We start from the raw sequence: 20,912 nt of genomic DNA, 5'->3' as shown, positions 1-20,912 counted from the left end.
CATCTATACCGCAACCGGTTGTTACAACCTGTTTGAATTTTATTTCTTGCATTACGTTTCATGTTTTGCACGAAGTTAAATATTCATCCTCGGTTGGTGTGCTTCATTCTAGCTCATGACCATTTCATGTGTATATATTTTTAGCTTTTAAAGGTCACATGGAATATCCATATATTCATTTTCGGTTGGTATGCCGAAGGTATATGGCTATTTCATACTATCTATTTATTGGTTAAGAAATGATTTTTCTATCTGGGGATCTGAAATACCATGATGCCCGCAGTCAGGAATAGTAATAATATTGATTCAAAAAAAATCTTTGGCGCCATCTCCACTGACAAAGTGAGAAAAGACAACTTCCGACATGGCACAGAAAAAGCCTGTACATGCCCTTTTATTAAAACAAATTTAGGAATAAACACGGTTACAACTCCCAATATTTTCTAAACCCCCGGTTAGAAAATAGAGAGGATAACCCAAATGTGTCATCATATACATTTCCTTTTGATTTTAATAATTACACTACTTCAATTCCTGTAGATATTTTGCTGTCTTGCCGGCAGACAGGTCTTTCTTTGGTTATGGCCAGGTATTTTTATGTTAGTTTTTAAAATGTTAGCTTATCTTTGCCCGAAATTCACAAACCCATGAAATATAAAAAAAAAAGTTGCCGGTGTCTGGATCGACCATAAACACGCCTACATTATCAGCACGCCCGACAGAAAAAACGAAGGAACGTATGATGTAATTAAAAAGATCGAGGTTCATCATCATGCCGATCACTCCGGTAGTGAAAGCATACACCACAATAAGGAATCTCAGGAATTAAAGGCTCTTTATCAGGATGTGTCCGTTCAATTGGCAACTGACGATGCTATTTTTATTATTGGACCCGGCACATCACAGGAAGAGCTGAAAAATTTTCTGCAGCAGAATAATCACTTTAAAGGGAAGGAAATTGAATCGGGAACTGCCGATCATTTGTCAATGAATGAAATGATCGCCAAAGTGCGCACTCATTTTTTTCATAACTGATATGCCGGCTGAGCCAGGTGTGGATTGTTGACTGATCGTAGTCGAAGTCAACATCTAAATTAAAAACCAACATGTATGAAGAGAAGTGGTTCAATTAGTATAATGTGCTGTGGTGTATTTGTGTGTTTTAGTAATATCAAGGCCCAGAACAAAGTTCTTGACTTGGAATCGGAGAAAGTAAAAGCCAATAAAATAAAGTCGGTTTCTGAATTTCGCAGCGAATTCGGGAAAGGTGAATTTAAGAAGGCTTATACGAAGTACGATAGTCTTGCAAATGTTATCGAACATGCGGTTTTTTATACCAATGGAAATATTGAGGAAAAAAAGACCTTTTCATACAACGATAAGGGATTGGTTAAAGAAGAGCTTCACTATAATACTTCGGGTTTGGTAGAGTCGATCATTAAGTATTTGTATGATGCAGAAAAAGTTGGCTAAAAAGAGTTTCTATAATGCGGAGGAAGCACTGCAAAGGAATATAGCATATACCTATTCTTCGGCCGGAAAACTGTTGGAAGAAAAGGAGTTCAATGTGGGCGGGGCCAGGATCAGTTCTGTTTTGTATAAGTATACAAATAAAGGACAATTGACAGATGAGAAAAAAATTGCAGCTGATGGTTCAGCTCAATCGCGGCACATTTACAAGTATGACGATATCGGAAATAAAGTGGAGGAAGCATTCATCTCTTACCAGTTTATTAATTCGAATAATACATTCAAGTATGACAGTCGTGGAAATAAAACGGACGAGACGATCTATTATTCTTCAACAAAGATCGATGATGATGTGATCGGAAGTTATGATGAGAAAGGTCAAATTACAGAAGAGGTGAATCTGGATAAAAACGGAAATTTTTATACAAAGAATTCCTTCAAGTACAATGATAAAGGAAATCAGATCGAAAAAATTTCATATGACCTGGAAGATAAAATAAGGAACAGGTGGACATATGATTATGATAATTTTGGAAATATGATAGAGGAGGTTATCAATGACGCTGATGGAACAGTTTTTTCAAAGTTCGCTACTTCATACAATGAGAAAGGTAAGATACTTACAGAATCCAAGTATACTACCTATCCCAAGCTTGTTTCAAAATGGATCTATACATACGATGATAATAAACAGTTAATTGAAGAGATCAAGGTCGGCTCCGATAATTCTGTAGCTTTTAAGGGCGAGTATCAGTACGATACAAAGGGCAATAGAATAAAAGAGTTGATACGTAATGGAGGCGATGATGAATCAGCGATCAAGAAGATCAATCAATACAGTGATCAGGGTTCGCTTATGAAAGTTGAATTTTACGGAGCGGACGGGAAGCTTGAGTTCAAGCGAACTGTTAGTTATGACCCTAAAGGCGATGTGCGGGAAATTGTTAAAACCGGACTTGAAGGGGGTTCCGAAACAACCCGTTTTGAGTATGAGTTCTATTAGGAAGAATGACGTAAAAAGTCGTATCGCCCCTGTTTAATTAAGTAAATTCAAAATGTCCTGCAACGTATTTTCATCACTTGGCCTTGATGCATTCGGATTTACTACATTTCCTTTTTTATCGATCAATAAATACCTTGGAATGCTGCTTATTTGAAACTGCCTGGCAGCGGTTGAATTCCATCCTCCGGGCGACAGGGCATGCTCTCCGGTAAGTTGTAATTGTTTGACCGTGTTTTTCCAGGCATCTTCATTGTCGTCAATAGAAATATACAGGAACACCACTTCCTTTTTTTGTTTGTCGCTTAATTTTTCATGCAGCTCTTTGCTAAAGGGGAACTGCTGCCGGCAAGGGCCGCACCAGCTTGCCCAGAAATCGACATAAACAACTTTTCCTTTAAAGTCGGCAAGACTTACTTCCTTGCCACTGATGCCACGGAACTTATTGCCTGGTGATGGATCGTTAGACTTTGCTGTTTCGGGTTTTGGCAATTTTGTTTTCATCCATTTGCCCAGTTTATCTTTTACTATACTTGTATACTCAGGTGTTTCTTCCTGCCTGTGGGCCGAACTGCCTTTCGGCAGGCTGACCTGCTTCTCCATACGCTGGTAAATACTTTTCACCGTTTCGGGATTTACTTTTTCGCCTGTTTCAAGTAAAAAACGGGTAAGGTAATAGAGCAGGGGAGTGCCTTTCAGGTGATCGCTCGCAACCACATATTTTTTTTCGGCTGAGAGGGTGAAATCAGTAAACTTATTGAATCCGTTCTGCTCTGAAGCGAAATAAGTGACAAACCACACAAGAAAATCGCGGTACGACCCGCTGATCATGGCTTCTTCATCGCTTACCGCCTTTTTATCAAGTTCATCAAGCATCACTGGGGGTAAATGCGCGACAGTAAGAATACTATTGCTTTTATTAGCGTTTACAACTGGCCACGCGAGCAGATGGCCGAGGTAAGTGTATTTGATCTGATTTTCAATATATTTTTTAAACTTTTCTGACAATAAATTTATATCGGGGTATGCCTCGTAAAACTTTTTTTGTTTTGTCCTGTTGCCGAATATGAAATTTTCAAACTCATCTACTCCGGTTGTTTTCATTTTTTCTTCCATTGAACCAATTGAAAAATCATTTGCGAACTGCTCATTGAATTTTTGCAGGAACAGGTTGTTGGCAGCACCTTTTTCAGTAAAGACAATGCTTTCAGCCAGGCTTCCTGCTTTAAATTTTATATCCAGTTTGTCATTCTGTTCCAGGTAAAGTTTTGTGGTTTGTCCTGCATAATTGAGATCAACCAGGTAGTTTCTGTCGATAGTGAACTCAAAATAGAATTGATTTTGCTTTACCGGAATTTTGTACCTGGTAATTTTTTGTGAAAGGTAATTTTTGTCGATCAGTAATTCTATCGAGTCGTTCGCAGCATTTTCAATTGTTCCGGAAACAATTGTTTTTGATTGGGCGATCAATAAAACAGGGGAAAGGAGCAGGAAATAAAATATTTTTTTCATTATGCAGGATATAATTTGTTGGGAAACGAATTTAAAATTAAAAATTGACAGTCTCAATTCGAAACTGTCAATTTGCGTATAATATCCTGAATATACTATTCTGCTTTTGACATCGATTTAAGAGTAGATTAAATACATCTGTATCCGTGTAAGATCATTCAGTGCGTCAAGGTTGTTGTAAAGCCTGATCCTGTCCGATGTAGCTTCTAAAATTGTATGGCTAACAGGAATCTTGTTTTTTTTAGTTTTTAATTTGGATGCATTGTACAGCGCGATCTCAGTTTTCAGATCGGATAGAAGTTTTATTCCTATCCCGTCTTTGTAAAATACATCGCCAAGCATTCCTTCTGAAATAGTAATATGATGGAGCTCGAAATCATCCGGGATAAATGTCTGTCCGGTCTCATTTTTCAATATTAATTCTTTCAACAGTTGACAAGTATTCTGTATATCGCCAATTAGCTTTTGTTCCGATGTGCCGACAGGCAACCTGTCGCCTGAAATGGTTTGCATTTTTTTGAGTAATTGTTCGCTTTGAATATATGCATACGTCTTGTTTTGTGTTTCGGGTGAAGGCCGCAAAGCAGTAAGTGTAAATTGAATACCAATGGCTGCTACTAAAAGTATTGAAGCAACAATAGTGTTCACTTTTGTTTCGGCATTACGAATACCTGTGAAAAAATAGACAGGCAGGAATACAAAAAATGAAACGGACAATGTGCTGAGCCATATCAGGTATTTTCCCGGCCAATGCATCACCTGGAAAAGCATAGAGATACAATATAAAATACCCAGAAGAGTTCCGATAGACAATACAACTTTGTCGCGTTTTGCATTTATTTCTCCAACCTTTAATAAGAACATCAGGGGAAGAAAAATAAAGCTGAAGGTGATGAAACCCAGGCCCAGGAATACAATGGTCCCCGGCCAATGCATGATCTTAAAAAATGAACCAATTATAAATACTGCTGCGGATATAGCTCCGCTTGTTATCATTGCTTTTTTCATGGCGTAATAATTTTTAAACGTTAACAGGTTTTTGGTTTCTGTTTCTATTTCCTTCAGTTCTTTTTTGTAAAACGTTTGGATTGTGGAAAAATAGAAACGCTCGAAGTCCCCGTTTTCTTCGAGTTCATGCTCAATAATGCAGCAAACATGATCCAGCAGATTTTGCTGTAGATCATCCATCTCGATGCCACGCGCGCGAATGTCGTCAAGGATGAATTTTATTTGCGTATCACTGAGGGTATACATTTATGCTGTTGTTGGTTTAATGTCAAGTAAAAACCGCATGGTGTCCATAAAGTCGGCGAGCTCACTTACCTTTTCTTTTGTCTTTGATTTTCCGGTAGGACTTAGCGTATAATATTTTCGTACACGTTTGCCAATGTATTCTGTTTGCGTGGTTACCAAACCATCGGCTTCCAGCGCATGTAATGTGGGGTACAAAGCGCCTTCTGTGATCTGGATTTTATCTAATGTCAATTCTTTTACCCGCTGGGTAATTTCATAACCATACATTTTTTTATTGTCGGCAAGCAATTTTAAAACGATTGTTTTAAGGGTTCCTTTTATCAATTCTGATGAGTAGATCATAATGTGTTATATAATTTTTATAACGCAAATATACATAAGAATATTATACATAAAAGTCTTACGTATTTAAAATAATTCAATTATTTGAAAATCAATTAAATAAAATTACTTCAATATAAAATGTGCCAATTTTTGCTTCCCCATCACTAATATATTTAGTAAGAGATATGATTTCATTCAAATTTTGATATTTGAGGCACTTCTTCACTATATGCCTATTATTTAGATAATTACAACTGTAATTGTGTAACTTTACGGTACCTGCCGGCGTATAAAAATCCTGAAGTTAATTTTTGTTGATCAAAATGAGAATGATGTTTATTAAAAACATACAATGCTTATTATCAAACATATACTTCCTGGCGATTTTAATTTCGCTCGATTGTTTGGCTATAAAAAGTATTAGCTCGTCCGCCGCGAGTCGTTTACCTCCATGTGGATTCACCCTTAATACAAGTTCGACTTCCCCATCCTGTAATGCCGGAACAAATGGTACTGCAATAATAACAGTTTCAAGCGGTAGCGGTAATTATAGTTATAGCTGGAGCGAAGCAAGTCAGACTGGCCAGGCAGCAACTAATTTATCAGCATCGACTTATACTGTAACAGTTACTGACAATGTCGCTGTATGTACAGCTACAGCAACAGTTACGGTCACTCAGCCACTGCCTGTGATCAATAGCACAACGGGTCAAAGTGTTTCCTGTTTCGGGTATAATGATGGAAAGGCATGGGTGACACCAACAGTTGCTGTTCCACAACCTTCTTATGCATGGAGCGGTACTACCGAACAAAATGATACACTATCGGGACTTACCATTGGTAATTATACCGTTACGGTAACGGATAATTCCGGGTGCTCCCAATCTGCAGTAATTTCAATTACTCAGCCTTCATTACTTGGAGGTACAGTTACAAGCACAAACAGTACCTGTAATGGCGCCAATAATGGTACAGCCACCATAGCGCCTTCCGGCGGAACACTTCCTTACACTTATTCATGGAATAGTAGTCCCGCTCAGGCAACTGTAACCGCAACAGGTTTGGGTCCCGGTACATTTACCATCAAGCTGAGTGATGCTAAAGGTTGCGAGTTTTATTATTCGGTAAATATTTCGGAAGCGGCTCCTTTGGTAATAAATAACCCGGTCATCACAAAAGAAACCTGCCAACTGGGGAATGGAAAAGTCACCATATCTCTCATCGGCGGAACACCGCCTTATACTTATTCCTGGAGCCCGCCTGCTAACCTTCAGACTACATCAGCTGCCATTAATTTATCTGCCGGTACTTATACCGTTACTGTAACCGATAGCAAGGGGTGTACTGCTGCACGATCAGCAGTTGTTACAAACCAATTCATTCCTCCGGATGCAATTGCAAGTACTGTGAACGATGTAACATGCTTCGGTGCCGCCAACGGGCGTGTCACGGTATTGGCTTCGGCGGGTACAACTCCTTATGCATATGTCTGGTCCCCAACCGGTGGTGTGGCAGCTACAGCAAGTGGTCTTTCTCCGAATACATATACTGTGGTGGTAACCGATGCCAATGGTTGTACTGCAACATCTTCAGCAACAATAACCCAGCCTGCAGCTATGAGCCTGAATCCTTCTTCGGTAAACGTAACCTGCGGCCTGACAGATGGTTCCGCAAGCGTAGCTCCTGCCGGAGGAACCCAGCCATATAATGTTGTCTGGTCAAATGCCGCCACCGGTTACACCGCGGCTAATCTTGGGGCGGGTACTTATACAGTTACGGTAACAGATGCGGGTCCTTGCACCCTTACGGCAAGTGTAACGATAATTATTTCTAACCCTTTAATTGTGACAACCGGCTCAACCAATATTACCTGTAACGGGAACGCAAATGGTACGGCAAGCGCATCAGCTTCAGGCGGCAGCGGTACATTTAACTACAGCTGGAACCCCGGCGGTTATGCAAATTCATCGATCACTAACTTGTCGCCTGCTGTGTATACATTAACTGTTACTGATGGTGTGAATGTTGGATGTACAGCAACAAAAACGGTGAACATTACACAACCGGGAATATTAATTCCTGCTATAGCCGGGACAAATGTTACTTGTAACGGACTTAACAATGGCAAGGCTACTTCAACTCCGACCGGCGGAACATCGCCTTACACATACGTATGGAATACCGGAAGTGCAACCAATTCAACAAGTGGGTTGGCACCGGGAACTTATTCATTGACTGTGACTGATTCGAAATCATGTACAGCGGTGTCAACAGTTGCCATCACTCAAAGCGCCGTGCTTGCAGTTATTATTAACACGCAGACAAATGTGGCTTGTTCAGGCGGGTCGACCGGAAGCGCTTCGGTCATCGCTTCGGGCGGAACAGGTACATTAACATACACCTGGGCCCCTTCAGGAGGAACTTCAGCTACCGCCACAGCCAGGCCGGCTGGTAATTATACAGTTACTGTCAGGGATGCGAATAATTGTTCAGCGACGGTGGTCATAAGCATTACTCAGCCTGCTGCCATAACAACAACACCTTCTGTAACTCCGTCGTCTTGTGGTGTTTCAGGCGGATCTGCAACAGTAACTCCTGCCGGTGGAATAAGCCCATATACGTATAGCTGGAGTTCGGGAATAACTGCAAATACTTCAACTGTCGCCGGTCTCTCTTCCGCGACATATACGATAACTGTCAGGGACGCTAACGCATGTTCTAAAACTCAAACACTTACCATAGCTGTGTCGAATCCCCTCGCCATTGTGCCAGGTAAAACCAACTTAACCTGCAATGGTTCAGCTAACGGGCAGATAGGAGTTACTGTGACCGGAGGCACTGGATCATATAATTACATATGGACTCCCGGCGGGGCAACCGCCTCAACCATTTCGGGTCTGACTGCCGGAACCTATACAGTGACAGTCAGGGACGCGGTAAACAGTTCATGTTCGGCAACATCAGCAGTTGCTATCACTCAACCTGCACTTTTAAATGTTACACTCACTCCTCAAAATATTGTTTGCTTCGGACAAACAAATGGCAGAGTAACGGCTGCTGCATCGGGTGGAGTAACAGGCTATACATACAGCTGGGCTCCTGTGGCCGGAGCAGGAAATGTCATATCAAATCTCAGTGCAGGCATATATACATTGACATTGACCGATGCGAATGCCTGTACAACAACAAAAACAGCCACGGTAGCGGAACCGCCTCCGCTAACACTTACCATGACAAAGAAAAATGTGACATGCATTGGTACATACGATGGCGGGGTTCGGGGAAAAGTTACCGGCGGCACGCCACTTTATACATACAACTGGCTGCCTGCAGTAGGGGTTACTGATACAATTGGAGGGCTTGGCCCGGGTACATATAAACTTACAATTACAGATGCGAATGGTTGCACTAAAGTGGATTCGGCAAAAATAACCGAACCTCCGGCCTTCTCTATTTCAACAGGAGGCGTAAACCCTACCTGCTATAATAGTGATGGTTCGGTCTATGTAAGTGTTGTTGGTGGTTCAGGTTCATTCAGCTATTCATGGATTCCGTCCGGCAGTACCGGAACAACTGTGAGCGGGCTTAGTGCGGGCAGTTACCAGGTTAGGGTCACCGATATAAGCACCGGGTGCGATACTCTTGGCACCATGGCACTCACGTATCCTGCTGTTGCACTCGCCATGAGCTCGACAAATGTGACCTGTAAAAGTTATGGCAATGGCATAGTCTCTGTCGTCGCTTCAGGTGCTGCGGCTCCGTATACTTATTTATGGAGCGCAGGGTCCGTTACAAATAGTGCTGTTACCGGACTATCCCCTGGTGCATATACTGTAACCGTAAATGATGCGGGTGGCTGTGTGAGAACAGGCAGTATAAGTATTACAGAGCCTTTAATTTTATCACTTTCAAAAACATCCGTAAATGTCAGTTGTTTTAATGGCAATAACGGAACAGCGTCAATAACTGCTGCCGGAGGTACTGCCGCTTACACCTATAGTTGGTCATCAACTCAAACAACAAACACCATTACCGGGTTAACAGCTGGAAAATATTTTATCACATTGACGGATCAGAAGAGTTGTACGAAGATCGATTCCGTGCAGATCGCACAACCTGCAGCACTCGTGACTACAACCGCTTCAATTGACGTAAGCTGTAACGGACAGGGTAATGGCCGGGTTAGTGTGAGTTTGATCGGGGGAACCGCGCCATATACGTATACATGGAATCCGGGGACAATTTTAAACGACACGATTTATAACATAGGCCCCGGAACGTATTCCGTTACTGTAAATGATTCCAAAGGATGTTCTGTTGTTGATAATGTAAGTGTTTCCCAGCCGTCAGCAATAACTGTTACTATGAACAGTACAAGTGCAGGCTGCGGCTCAAATACGGGCACTGCGGATGCGATAATCAGTGGAGGGGTCACCCCATATACTTATACATGGAGCACCGGCAGTACAAGCGCATCCGTGATCAATCTGCTTAAAGGAACTTATACAGTAACGGTGTCGGATAAAATGGGGTGCCTTAAAATTTCTACTGTTGTAATCACAGAGCCGACCGGTATCACAATCTCGTTTTCCAGTATCAACATAAGTTGTAACGGGGCCAACGACGGGCAGGTTACAGCAACGGCATCAGGCGGAACCGGAACGTATTCATACTCCTGGACACCGCTTGGCACCACTTCTGCAACATACTCTGCTTTATCGGCCGGTACTTATACAGTTGTAGTTGCTGATGCTGTAAATTCAAATTGTTCTGCACAGAGTACGGTAACTATAACAGAGCCGGTTGTTTTAAGCAGCGCGATAGCTCAAACCGGTACTTCCTGTTTTGGGATTGCGGATGGGAATTCCACTGTAACTGTTTCAGGAGGATCTCCGGCATATACATACAGCTGGAGTAATGGCGCAAGCAATGTAACAGCAGGACTGACCTTCTCGATCACTGGTCTCACAACTCAAACCTATTCGGTAAGCATCACAGATGGCAATGGGTGTACAACATCGCAGAGTGTTTCTATAACACAGCCGGCAACAATTAATTCAAGTGCTTTTGTTAAACAGGCTTCCTGCGGAAAATCGGATGGAAAGATATGGGTGACCGCCACTGGTGGAACCGGTTTGTATACATATTCCTGGTCTCCTTTATTCGGCATAACCGATACGCTGAAAGGCTTGTCTGCCGGAACATTCTATGTAGTTGTTACGGATGCGAATGGTTGTTCGCAAAAGGATACCGCAGAGATCCTGCTGAGTACAGTGATAAAAACAAAACTAAGCCAGGTGCCGGCCACCTGTTATGGCCGCAACAACGGACAAGTAATAGATACTGTGTCGGGAGGATCGGGCGCATATTTATATAACTGGAGCCCAGGGGGAAGCACAAATCCGAATCCAATCAACCTGACTCCCGGAATGTATACAGTTACAGTCAGTGATGCCGCGCTTGTCACTTGTTTCAAAATTGATTCCATTCTTGTTACAGAGCCTCCTGCGATCAGTATAAATCCTGCAATTACAAAAACGGCTTGTACCGGTAATAATAATTATGTCGCGACAGCTAATGTCAGTGGCGGAACACCAGGATATTTATACACCTGGAGTTTTGGAGGAACCAATCCTGTTGAAAGTAATTTGTCGCCCGGCACTTATGTGTTACAGGTGCAGGATTCGAATGGCTGCGATACCGCGGCTATATTCAGTATAACCGGATCTTCCACTCCGTTTATTCTTCCGCCCTCTGTGGTAAATCCAAAATGTAATTTTCCGAATGGCTCGATCGCGATATCCATATTCGGTGGCGCGACTCCTTATTCTTATTCATGGGGGCCTTCTGTAAGTGTCAGTGATAGTGCAAAAAATGTTTCCGCAGGTATTTATTCACTTACAGTTACTGATGCGTATAATTGCACCAATACCCGTACTATAACAGTTGTTTCTTCCTCGCTTCCTCCGAATTTAATTATGTCAGGCAGCTCTGCCGGTTGTTATGGCGCGAGTACAGGGAGCGCAAGTGCTGTTGCTAAGGCAGGATCACCTCCTTACACTTATTCGTGGTCTCCTTCAGGAACCACAACGGCAACAATAACAGGCCAGTCAGCGGGAACATATATTGTTACTGTTACAGATTCTAAATCATGTACGGTCACGGGAAGTGCTTCCATCTCGGAACCTTCGGCGATAACTCTTGCGGGCTCTTCTGTTGATGCCAGCTGTGATAATAGCAATGGATCGGCAAGTGTAAGTCCGGCCGGCGGAACTCCCGGTTATACGTATAGCTGGAGTAACGGGTCTTCGGCGCAAACGATCAGTAATGTATTGGGTGGAAACTATATGGTAACTGTAACTGATAATAATGGTTGTACAAAAACGATGGCCGTGGTTGTAAATACGACCAATAGTTTAACTGTAAGTGTTGTTGCAGCTGATATATTATGCTACAGCCAGTCAACAGGATCGGCGAGTGCAAGCATTACAGGCGGCACCCCTAATTTTACATATAGCTGGAGTAATGGTGCAACAAGTGCGACTGCCGCTAATCTGGCAGCCGGCAATTACTCCGTAACTGTGACCGACCAGAACGGATGTTCTTCAACTCAAACTGCAACGGTCACTGAGCCGGTGAGTCCGGTTACATTATCAGTTACATCTGTAAATGCCATTTGCGGGAAAAGTGATGGTTCGGTTACGGTAATTGCAAACGGGGGTACGCCCGGCTATTCATATAGCTGGAACTCCGGACCTACAAGCGCCGGTCTTACAGGTATATCAGCCGGTAATTATACCGTGACAGTTACAGACATTAATGGTTGCGGTCAGACGGCTGCAGCTGTTGTGACAAATGCGAATGGCCCTTCCATTAGTATAAATGTGCCGGCTAATGTATTGTGTTTCGGTAAAGCAACCGGTGAAGCTGTTGTGAATGTTACAGGCGGCACTCCGGCGTATACTTATAATTGGAATAACGGTGCCACCGGTGCTACTGCTGCCGGCTTAACAGCCGGTGCATATACAATAACGGTAACGGATCAAAACGGTTGTAGCACGACACAGGCCGCAAGTATCACCCAACCGGCCGATTCGGTTGCAGGAATAATTACGGTTACAAACGCTATGTGCGGAACAGGCGATGGTATCGTTACGATTGCTGTGTCCGGCGGCATTCCCGTTTATACATATAGCTGGAGCCAGGGTTCAACAGCGGCTACTATTTCGGGATTGACAGGAGGGATCTACAGTGTTACCGTAACGGATAATAACGGATGCAGTATAAATACTTCGGCAACAGTTATAACAATGCCGGGTATTTTGCTGAACATAATGGCGGACAGTACAACATGTGCGGAGACAACGGATGGAAAAATAAAGATAGTGCCCATTAGTGGAACTCCCGTATATACTTATAGCTGGAGTAATGGATCAACACTGGATTCTATTGTTAACCTTGCCGATGGAACATATTCTGTAACCATTACAGATGCCATCGGCTGTCAGATGTCTACAAGCGTGGCCATTACTTTTGCGAATTCAACGCCGGTGGCTGATTTCAGTTTTACTCCTTCGGGCATTGTGCGTCCCGAGAAGCAAATATTTTTTACCGACCTTTCTACTTCAGGGTCTTCGCTGTTATGGAATTTTGGCGAGTCGGACCCTTATAATAATACTTCAACGCTTCCCGATCCTTCACATTCATATTATTATATGGGAGTTTATTGTATAAGTCTTGTTGCAACAAATACAGCGGGTTGTTACAGCAGCGTACAAAAATGTATTGAGGTATACGCCGACTCAATGTTTGTACCGAATGTGTTTACGCCGAACAACGACGGGTCAAATGATCTTTACTCAGTTAAAACTTATGGCATGAGAAATTTTGATTTCCAGATATTCGACCGCTGGGGACTTATAGTATTTCAGGGAGGCAGCACTTCTAAGATAGATTGGGATGGAAGAACACCTTCGGGGATGGAAGCTCCGGATGGAACTTATTATTATTTATATACCGGAGAGTCGCTTAAGGGCAAAAAATACCAGGGATCTGGATTTTTGGAGTTGATTCGTGGAAAGAAATAGAGTATTGAAGTAAACTAAACATCTTTCAGTGTAGCTCTTTTCTTCTTCTTTATTTTAAGTACTGTGCCGATCGCAATATAAGCCAAACTGCTTTGTTCCGGTTTGTAGTTGACCTGGATGGCTGATTCAGGTAAATAGAAGGAAGTGGTCTTGTTCACTAAAAAATCCATGAGGTAGGACTTTACACGGATATAACCGCCATGGTGAAAACGGATCTCCGCGAAAACGGAAGGATTGAACAGGTTTACCTCCGGAGAAAGCCATTCCGACATTTTTGATTTATTCCCTCCATAATATACTTTTCGTTTGTAATGGAACATGAGTTCTCCTTCAGCGCCGACAGCCAAATAGTTGCCGCGCTCCATATTGCCGATCTTTAAAGCGAGCGGTATGCCCAAACTATAGGAACGCTGCCTGATCTCGGCATCGGTTGCATTCGGCACATGCATCCTGTTGATAAAGCCTACATTGATCAGGGCAAAGCCCGTATAAAAACCAAAGTGTTTATTGAAGTTATAGTGATTCTGATGCTGCAAATGAAAAAACAAGGAAAACCGTATTCTGTTGTCAAGTGCAGTGCCATTATTAACGACCTTTCCCGATGAAAAGATCAGTTCGGATCCCGACATACTGTACCATTCTTTTGACGGTGCGTTGTTCAGCAACTTTTTTTCCTGGGCCTGTATATGCAGGTTCAGAAAACCAAGAATAATTATGATTGGAATTTTGTTCATAGAATTTAGGATTTAAATAAAATTCATGGGTTCAAATTTTTGCCCCAGTATTTTTTCGGGTGAAATTCCTAACACTTTATCAAGCAGGCTTGCATATATGCGTCTGAAATCAACAGTGTGGATCAGGTCGCCGTTATCCAGGTTTTGCAGATCGGGCAGCGCATTGATAATGCCGGAAGCGGCTAGTTTTCCTCCTGCTATGTAAACATTATTTGCTGTACCATGATCAGTTCCTTTACTTCCATTCTGCGCCACTCGTCTCCCGAATTCGGAAAAAGTAAGTATTACAGTATCATTAAAACGGTTGGCGGCTTTAAGGTCGGCACAAAAAGCGCTGAGTGTTTCCGAGTATTTTTTTAAGTTGGAGCTATGTATCCCTTTTTGCAAAGCATGTGTGTCAAAGCCCGGTAATGATACATAATAAACCAAGGTTTCACTGCCTGAACAGATCAGCTCCGCGATGGTTTTCATCCGCTTACCAAACTGGTGATCAGGATATATTTGTGCTGTGCGGTAAATTTTCGAATGCTCATAAATGTAGTCTGCCGATTGTGTTGTTTCCGCCAATGTTTTATGAAGATATTCAACAGCCGGATGATCCGTTTCTTCATGGTAACCTGCCGCTGTACCCCGGATCATATTGTTCTTTGAAGAAATATGTAAAATACCCGGGTTGCGAAAGGCGATACCCTTCATGCGTTCTCCTTTGAGTGCCAGGCTTAGTGTGTCGTCCAGTTCAATAGCCATGTGGGGTTTAGCACAGGTACCGTTGCAGGTGGAGTCGAGGTAGCGTCCGATCCAGCCGGTATTGAGTATGGTTTGTTCATCACTTGCCGATTGCCAGATATCGGTGCTGCGGAAATGAGAACGGTTGGGATTAGGGTATCCAACATTGTTGATAACCGCGAGTTGTCCATCATTGAACAACTGAGCCAGTGCTTTTAAATTTAAATTCAATCCAACTTCATCCGTAAGTTTGATAAGATCTTCCTGTTTGATACCCAGATCCGGGCGGGCTTTATAATACAGGTCGTTGCGGAACGGAACTATGCAGTTTAACCCGTCATTCCCGCCCGACAACTGAATGACGACAAGAATTTTTCCACCACTTGCAGGGTGTGGAGAACTGCCGAATGCTTTTAAAAAATCAGGAACAAGCATGGAGGCTGATGCCATCGCGGAATATTTCAGAAAATCTCTCCTGCTGTGTGCCATAGATCAGATAAGTTGAAATTCGGGTAACGACATAATGTTGCCGGCCAGGCTAATGACCAGGTGTTCTCTTGATTTATTGTTTACATTGTTTTTGATAAGCTCCCTGTTTATTCGTTCTTTCCCTGACTGAATGAAATGTTCAATAAGTGCTTCACCCAGCTTTTCGTCGGGTATATTCTTAAATGTATTTACCAGGGCACTCCAATCCGATTTAATTTTGCCGCCATCCTCTTCAACGATCACTTCTTCCGGCTTTTCTTCAAAGGCAGGTTTTACTTTTAAGTTGATCCCGGTTCCTTTTACAATATGGGTCGGAAGGTTAAGCCGCAGTAATAATGAAGTGCTATCGATCCAGTTATTCCCCCCTTTCCAACCTGCAACGTTCGGAGGAAAGAATAATACCTGCCCAAGCGCTTTTTGCAGATCAATAAGAGTTTTTTGTTTTTTAAATTCAAGGCCAACGGTTTTCTTATACCTCACAATAAGTTCAACAGGTGAACAAATTTTAGCGCCTATATTTTCTTTTTCGTAAAACCAATCCGAAGTAAATAGTTGTTTCATCAAAACGCTGATGTCATATCCGGAATTGAAAAATGTTTCAGACAGTATTTCAACCCTGTCTTTATTCACTTTCGGATTTACAAATTCGCGGTAAATCTTGGTACACAGGTAACGGGCGGTCTGTTTGTTTTCCAGTAATTGATCAATGATATCATTCCCGTTAAAATTTCCTTTCTTACCCATAAACTCCTTTTCCCCATAGTCATGTGTTTTCTCATTGAACTCGTATTCCCACAATTTGTTGTGTGACCAGCCTGTAAAGGCACGTGCCGCTTCTTTAACGTCTTTTTCGGTATAGTGACCCTCGCCAAGTGTGAAAAGCTCCATTACTTCGCGTGCAAAATTTTCATTTGGATGATCTTTCTTATTCTGCTGGTTGTTGAGGTACATGATCATGGCCGGGTCTTTGGCGATGGCATGCAGCATTTCACCGAATTTTCCGAGCGCATGTTTGCGCAGCAAATTATTCTGAACCTGCAGGGGATATCCCCAGGGCACAGATGTAGCGAAATGATTATGCCAGAAAAAGGTCATTTTTTCGCGCAGCACCGCTTTTGTATGGGTCATTTTAAATATCCATTCCGCGTTAAGGTCTTCCATTTCGCCAAACGACTTAATAAACATTGCTACAAGCTGCAATCCACCTGGACCTTTGGTCTCACGGTTCTCATTGATGGGGTAGGGCAGGTAGCTGATCTCTTTATATTCTGCTGAAGAAGCAAACAATTCATCGACAAGGACAGGAAGTGGTTTAGTCATTAAAGTGTGGATAGTTTCCAGCGTTTCGCCAAAAGCTGCGCGCAAAAATAAATGCTGTATTTTTTGCTGGTGAGATACCATTTTGTGCTGGTTGACAAAAATTATACCATGATATTAAGGTATGATCAGGGTAGAAATTTTCGGATGCTTTCGTCCCCGAACATAAAAATTCAGACCATGGAACTGCAAAAACTACAGATGTTTTCAGGTTGTTATGAAAAAAAAGTAGTCTGAAACCTTTATTATTACAATAAAAAGCAAAAAAACGACCTTTTTTTGCAAATTCCCCTTGTCTTTATTAGCTTAGATGTGTTCTGAAATTCGGAGAATATTTATTTAGGTAATAATAAATACCAAATATAGAAGAAATACCGTTCTTGTTTCATGCGTTTTCATTTAAACGAATCATACTAAAATGGCATCCTTTACTTATAAATCAGTATACAATTTTGTGAGGGTACTCAGGAACATATCTGTTATTCTTTCCCTTTTTCTGGTTCTCTTCAATGTATCGTGTACACATGATGCAATGGAAAACACACTTCATTCGAATGGAAATAATATTTCAACACCATTGCCGGATGATAAGAAAGAACTCACGGGTTTTGCGGCAGGGCAGCAAGGGCAGGAGCATACTTATCTGCCTGCTGAAAAATCAGCGGGATCCTTTTTAAAGCGGGTGTCGGATAAGTACAAAGGAGAAATGGGCTTTAATGCTGCTGAAAACACTACAATTGTTCACTATACTATTGATCAGTCAACGATCGATTCGCTGAATTCCATCAGGTCGGTTTATGACGCGTTGAATTATGATGAGATGGCCGTTAGTTTTTTCACAACCCTGAGCGAGAATTTACATGGAAAAACATTTTTTGCGGATAACGCCGATAGTGTCGCCTCGTCCATCATGAATATACTTACATCCAGGGTGAATGACGGAACAGATATTGTTTTTGTTATCGATAAAACCTACAGCATGTGGGATGATATTGAAAAAGTAAAAAAGAGCCTCAATACTATTATGGATTATCTTTCTACATTTTCGAATGTTAAACTGGGTGTAGCCACTTATGGAGATAAGAACTATCATTATAATTTTTGGTATGATCGGGTAGAGCTGTCAAATGATATTAACAGGGTAAGAGGTTACGTAAATAATATTACTGTTATGGAGAATCCTGATACGCCCGAGTCTGTTAATGATGCAATACTTAAAACTGTCCAGGAAATTAACTGGACGCCGGGTAATAAGCGTATGATGATCGTTATTGGTGACGCCCCTTCTCAGGAGCCTCCGCTTTCTGACTATTCAACTGATTTTGTTGTAAAAAAGTGCAAAGAGATGAATGTAAAGTTCAACCTTTATCCGATCATTATCGCGGTGGATGGTCATGCCAAAACTCCGGCGGAGAGTGCAGGGCCTGATCTGTTGACACACATATACCCTAATCCCGTTGTTAATAATTTAAGGGTAGAGATGAATCAGCAGGGGGATTATCTTATTGAAGTTATAGATGAAGGGGGGAAAGTGGTGATGAACAAAGAAGAGCGTTCCATCAAAGCATCTAACCTTGACTTTGGACAGGTTCCAAACGGGAAGTATTTTGTACGGGTGCTTTCAGAAAAGAATAACACAAGTACTGCATCGATCGTTATTGTTCAGCGTTAATTCCCACCGTGCTGCCAGCATAATCCGTTCGGGCTAAATGTCCTTTTCTTGCACCTTACATTTTTATCAGTGGCAGAGCAGCGAACAGATGCGTTCTTGTCCTGATCTTTAATTACAGGAGCGGTTTCTTTAACAGGGGTATTGGTGTTTTTAGCAGAGATGCTGCTTTCGGTTTTTTGTCCCGAACTTTTCTTATGAGAGGAGGACTCGGAATTTTTTCTCAGTTCCTTCTTCAACGCGGCGATTTCATCATTCAGGTGTTCTACCTGCTCCTCCAGCTCGGCACAGCCTGGTCCGGACTCTTGCATGATTTTGGTACTATCGGTAGCATCTCCCGCCGTATTTTCCGTTTGCGGCGCGCAGCCGATCATTGTTGATGCAAGTAATGCTATTACGCAAATTTTTATCATAGGAATATAGATTTGGTGAGAGGTTAAAATTGTTATTTAAGCATTTTTATCTTGTCTAGTAATTCCTGGGTCGACTTGTAGTCCTCATTGTTTTTTTTCGCCAGACCGATCGCGTGTTCGGCGGCTTTAACGGCCTCCTCCTTTTTGCCCGATTTATACAACAGGCAGGCGTACGTATCATTAAAAGCATAGTTGTCGTTCAGTTCTATAGAGTGTTTGGATAATGCAGCTGCCTTTTCAAGCACTGCCTTATCGTCAACATTTTCGTATATAGTCCATGCTACGCTATTGATCAGGTTAGCGTCATTGCCTGCATATTTATCTATATGAGCAAACGCGGCCGGGGAATAAGCTGCCCAGTTCTTTTTATACTTGTATAGAGACATGTCGCTGTAAGAAGTTATTTTTTCACCATTTATATTTTTCAGGCTGTTCACTTTTACTTTTAGTGTCTCATACCCCTTGTCATCGTTCCCGCGGATCTTGCTTATAAGCGAACTTTTGTACACTTCACTTATTTTTATTTCCACAGAATCTTTCGTATAAAGTTTCACGAATTCCGAACTGTTAGCGACTAAATAGTTGAATTCTTTTGAACCGTCATCATTTACAAAATCACGGATAATGGTCCAGTTAGGCCGTGATGAAAGATCTTTCTCAGCCTGTGTTCCAAGATACTTTGCGGAAACCGCATCAGCGTTCATGCAGCCGTTTTTAAGCATATACAGGTAGGAGGGAACCGCTGATGCTTCCATTTTTCCCGAATCAAACTTCTTTGTAAAAGCGGCGAGCTGCTTATCCGGGTTAAGCGCGTCTTTGCCATCCTGCACAAATTTTTGAGAGGCAGGGCCATTATAGTTAACACCGCAGGTGCGATGCATCAATTCCCCATCAGCATTTATATACATTAACGTTGGATAATTTCTTACACCATATTTTTTTGCCAGCTCAATACCCTCTCCTTTTTCCATATCTATTTTGGCGCAAATGAATGTCCGGTTGTAATAATCCGCTACGGTGTCATTTGTAAATACATTTTTCGCCATCCATTTGCATGGGCCGCACCAGGTGGTGAACGCGTCAACAAATATCAGTTTATTTTGGGTTTTGGCTTTTGCGAGTAACTCGTTCCATGTGCTGTTGTGATTGAATTGTATGCCTTTATCCTGCGCGAACGATGTGGTTGATAGCAGGGCTGCTAATAGCGCGGAAATTGATTTTTTAAAATGCATGATGTGGTCGTTGATTAGATTGTATCAAAAATCACATATTTTATTTTAAATCGCAAGAAAAAACCCCTTACCGGCAATTTGGCCTTCAAGGGGTTTGTATTCTGTTTGTTTCTAAGCGAAACGATTATTTCCCGGGAAGAGGAGATATCGGCTCAGTTCCATGATGCCGCTGATGTTTGGCCCTCTTTTTATTACGGGCATGTTTTTTTTGTTTTAATTTAACATCAATCCATTTATCATATTGCTCAGCAGTCAATACCGATCTCAACTGACAATCTTTTTCACTTTTTAATTTAAGACGATCGTGGGCCATGCCTTTTTTATCGCCTTTGTGTTTTTCCCTGATCCCGGCCATTTTCTGGGCGGAGTTGTAATTAATATCGTAAACTTTTGCTTTTGAACTTTCATTCAGCCCGATCGCAAGCGCCATCTTTTCGGTTTGTTTTGCGGCATGGGCCTTTGGATCCATTGACTTACCTGGTGTTTGTGCCTGTTGGGCGTTAGCAGCAATAATACCACCTATTACGATACCGGTCAACACTATTTTTTTCACTTGAACATATTTTTAGTTAGACATTAATTTTTATTCTTTTTTGAGTTGAAAAAGCATCCGGAATTTAAAAATTTCACTTGCGAGCTCTATGGCTCAACTCTTTGTCCTTGATGCTGATGTCAGTTTCATCTG

General features: G+C 42.0%; 14 protein-coding genes. 5 read left to right on the top strand and 9 right to left on the bottom strand.

Translation table 11 applies throughout. From position 1 onward, the window contains the following. Nucleotides 1-846 precede the first annotated feature (846 nt). From HYU69_17520 to HYU69_17510, 3 genes are all read left to right on the top strand, one after another. The gene (locus tag HYU69_17520; GenBank protein MBI2272143.1) at nucleotides 847-1,035 is read left to right on the top strand and encodes a hypothetical protein; all 189 of its coding nucleotides are present in this window, start codon (nucleotides 847-849) and stop codon (nucleotides 1,033-1,035) included. A 75-nt stretch (nucleotides 1,036-1,110) separates the two neighbouring features. After that, nucleotides 1,111-1,473, top strand: coding sequence for a hypothetical protein (locus HYU69_17515; protein ID MBI2272142.1), 363 nt, complete (start codon nucleotides 1,111-1,113; stop codon nucleotides 1,471-1,473). Further along, nucleotides 1,451-2,473: an RHS repeat protein gene (locus HYU69_17510; GenBank protein MBI2272141.1), complete on the top strand. Its 1,023-nt coding sequence runs from the start codon at nucleotides 1,451-1,453 to the stop codon at nucleotides 2,471-2,473. Before HYU69_17515 ends, HYU69_17510 begins: the two co-directional genes overlap by 23 nt. Before the next feature lie 33 nt (nucleotides 2,474-2,506). Here the strand turns inward: HYU69_17510 and HYU69_17505 are convergent, their stop codons facing one another. From HYU69_17505 to HYU69_17495, 3 genes are all read right to left on the bottom strand, one after another. Next, nucleotides 2,507-3,982: a TlpA family protein disulfide reductase gene (locus tag HYU69_17505; GenBank protein ID MBI2272140.1), complete on the bottom strand. Its 1,476-nt coding sequence runs from the start codon at nucleotides 3,980-3,982 to the stop codon at nucleotides 2,507-2,509. A gap of 117 nt (nucleotides 3,983-4,099) precedes the next feature. Further along, entirely contained in the window at nucleotides 4,100-5,236 is a 1,137-nt protein-coding gene (locus HYU69_17500; protein MBI2272139.1) for a hypothetical protein, read from the bottom strand. Next, nucleotides 5,237-5,575, bottom strand: a complete 339-nt coding sequence (locus tag HYU69_17495; protein ID MBI2272138.1) for a PadR family transcriptional regulator — start codon at nucleotides 5,573-5,575, stop codon at nucleotides 5,237-5,239. A gap of 314 nt (nucleotides 5,576-5,889) precedes the next feature. On the opposite strand from HYU69_17495, the gene HYU69_17490 reads away from it, so the two are divergent. After that, nucleotides 5,890-13,647 (top strand): gliding motility-associated C-terminal domain-containing protein, encoded by a 7,758-nt coding sequence (locus HYU69_17490; protein MBI2272137.1) that lies wholly within the window; start codon nucleotides 5,890-5,892, stop codon nucleotides 13,645-13,647. Between the two features lie 14 nt (nucleotides 13,648-13,661). On the opposite strand, the gene HYU69_17485 is transcribed toward HYU69_17490, so the two are convergent. Genes HYU69_17485 through HYU69_17475 form a run of 3 tightly spaced genes read right to left on the bottom strand, consistent with a single transcriptional unit; the run spans nucleotide 13,662 to nucleotide 16,997 of the window. Next, nucleotides 13,662-14,381, bottom strand: coding sequence for a hypothetical protein (locus tag HYU69_17485; protein ID MBI2272136.1), 720 nt, complete (start codon nucleotides 14,379-14,381; stop codon nucleotides 13,662-13,664). Nucleotides 14,382-14,393: 12 nt separating this feature from the next. After that, entirely contained in the window at nucleotides 14,394-15,596 is a 1,203-nt protein-coding gene (locus HYU69_17480) for a DUF1501 domain-containing protein (protein ID MBI2272135.1), read from the bottom strand. A 3-nt stretch (nucleotides 15,597-15,599) separates the two neighbouring features. Further along, on the bottom strand, nucleotides 15,600-16,997 hold the full coding sequence (locus HYU69_17475; protein MBI2272134.1) for a DUF1800 domain-containing protein: 1,398 nt from the start codon (nucleotides 16,995-16,997) through the stop codon (nucleotides 15,600-15,602). A 334-nt stretch (nucleotides 16,998-17,331) separates the two neighbouring features. On the opposite strand from HYU69_17475, the gene HYU69_17470 reads away from it, so the two are divergent. Then, nucleotides 17,332-18,585 (top strand): VWA domain-containing protein, encoded by a 1,254-nt coding sequence (locus HYU69_17470; GenBank protein MBI2272133.1) that lies wholly within the window; start codon nucleotides 17,332-17,334, stop codon nucleotides 18,583-18,585. Here HYU69_17470 and HYU69_17465 read toward each other — a convergent pair. The 3 genes from HYU69_17465 to HYU69_17455 form a co-directional block, all read right to left on the bottom strand. Beyond that, nucleotides 18,582-18,995: a hypothetical protein gene (locus tag HYU69_17465; GenBank protein ID MBI2272132.1), complete on the bottom strand. Its 414-nt coding sequence runs from the start codon at nucleotides 18,993-18,995 to the stop codon at nucleotides 18,582-18,584. The genes HYU69_17470 and HYU69_17465 overlap by 4 nt on opposite strands. 32 nt (nucleotides 18,996-19,027) lie before the next feature. After that, nucleotides 19,028-20,227: a thioredoxin family protein gene (locus tag HYU69_17460; protein MBI2272131.1), complete on the bottom strand. Its 1,200-nt coding sequence runs from the start codon at nucleotides 20,225-20,227 to the stop codon at nucleotides 19,028-19,030. Nucleotides 20,228-20,351: 124 nt separating this feature from the next. Then, on the bottom strand, nucleotides 20,352-20,780 hold the full coding sequence (locus tag HYU69_17455) for a DUF4890 domain-containing protein (GenBank protein MBI2272130.1): 429 nt from the start codon (nucleotides 20,778-20,780) through the stop codon (nucleotides 20,352-20,354). Between the last annotated feature and the right edge of the window lie 132 nt (nucleotides 20,781-20,912).

This window comes from Bacteroidota bacterium (assembly GCA_016183775.1).
Taxonomy (GTDB): domain Bacteria; phylum Bacteroidota; class Bacteroidia; order JABDFU01; family JABDFU01; genus JABDFU01.
This window is presented reverse-complemented; position numbering and strand designations above follow the sequence as displayed.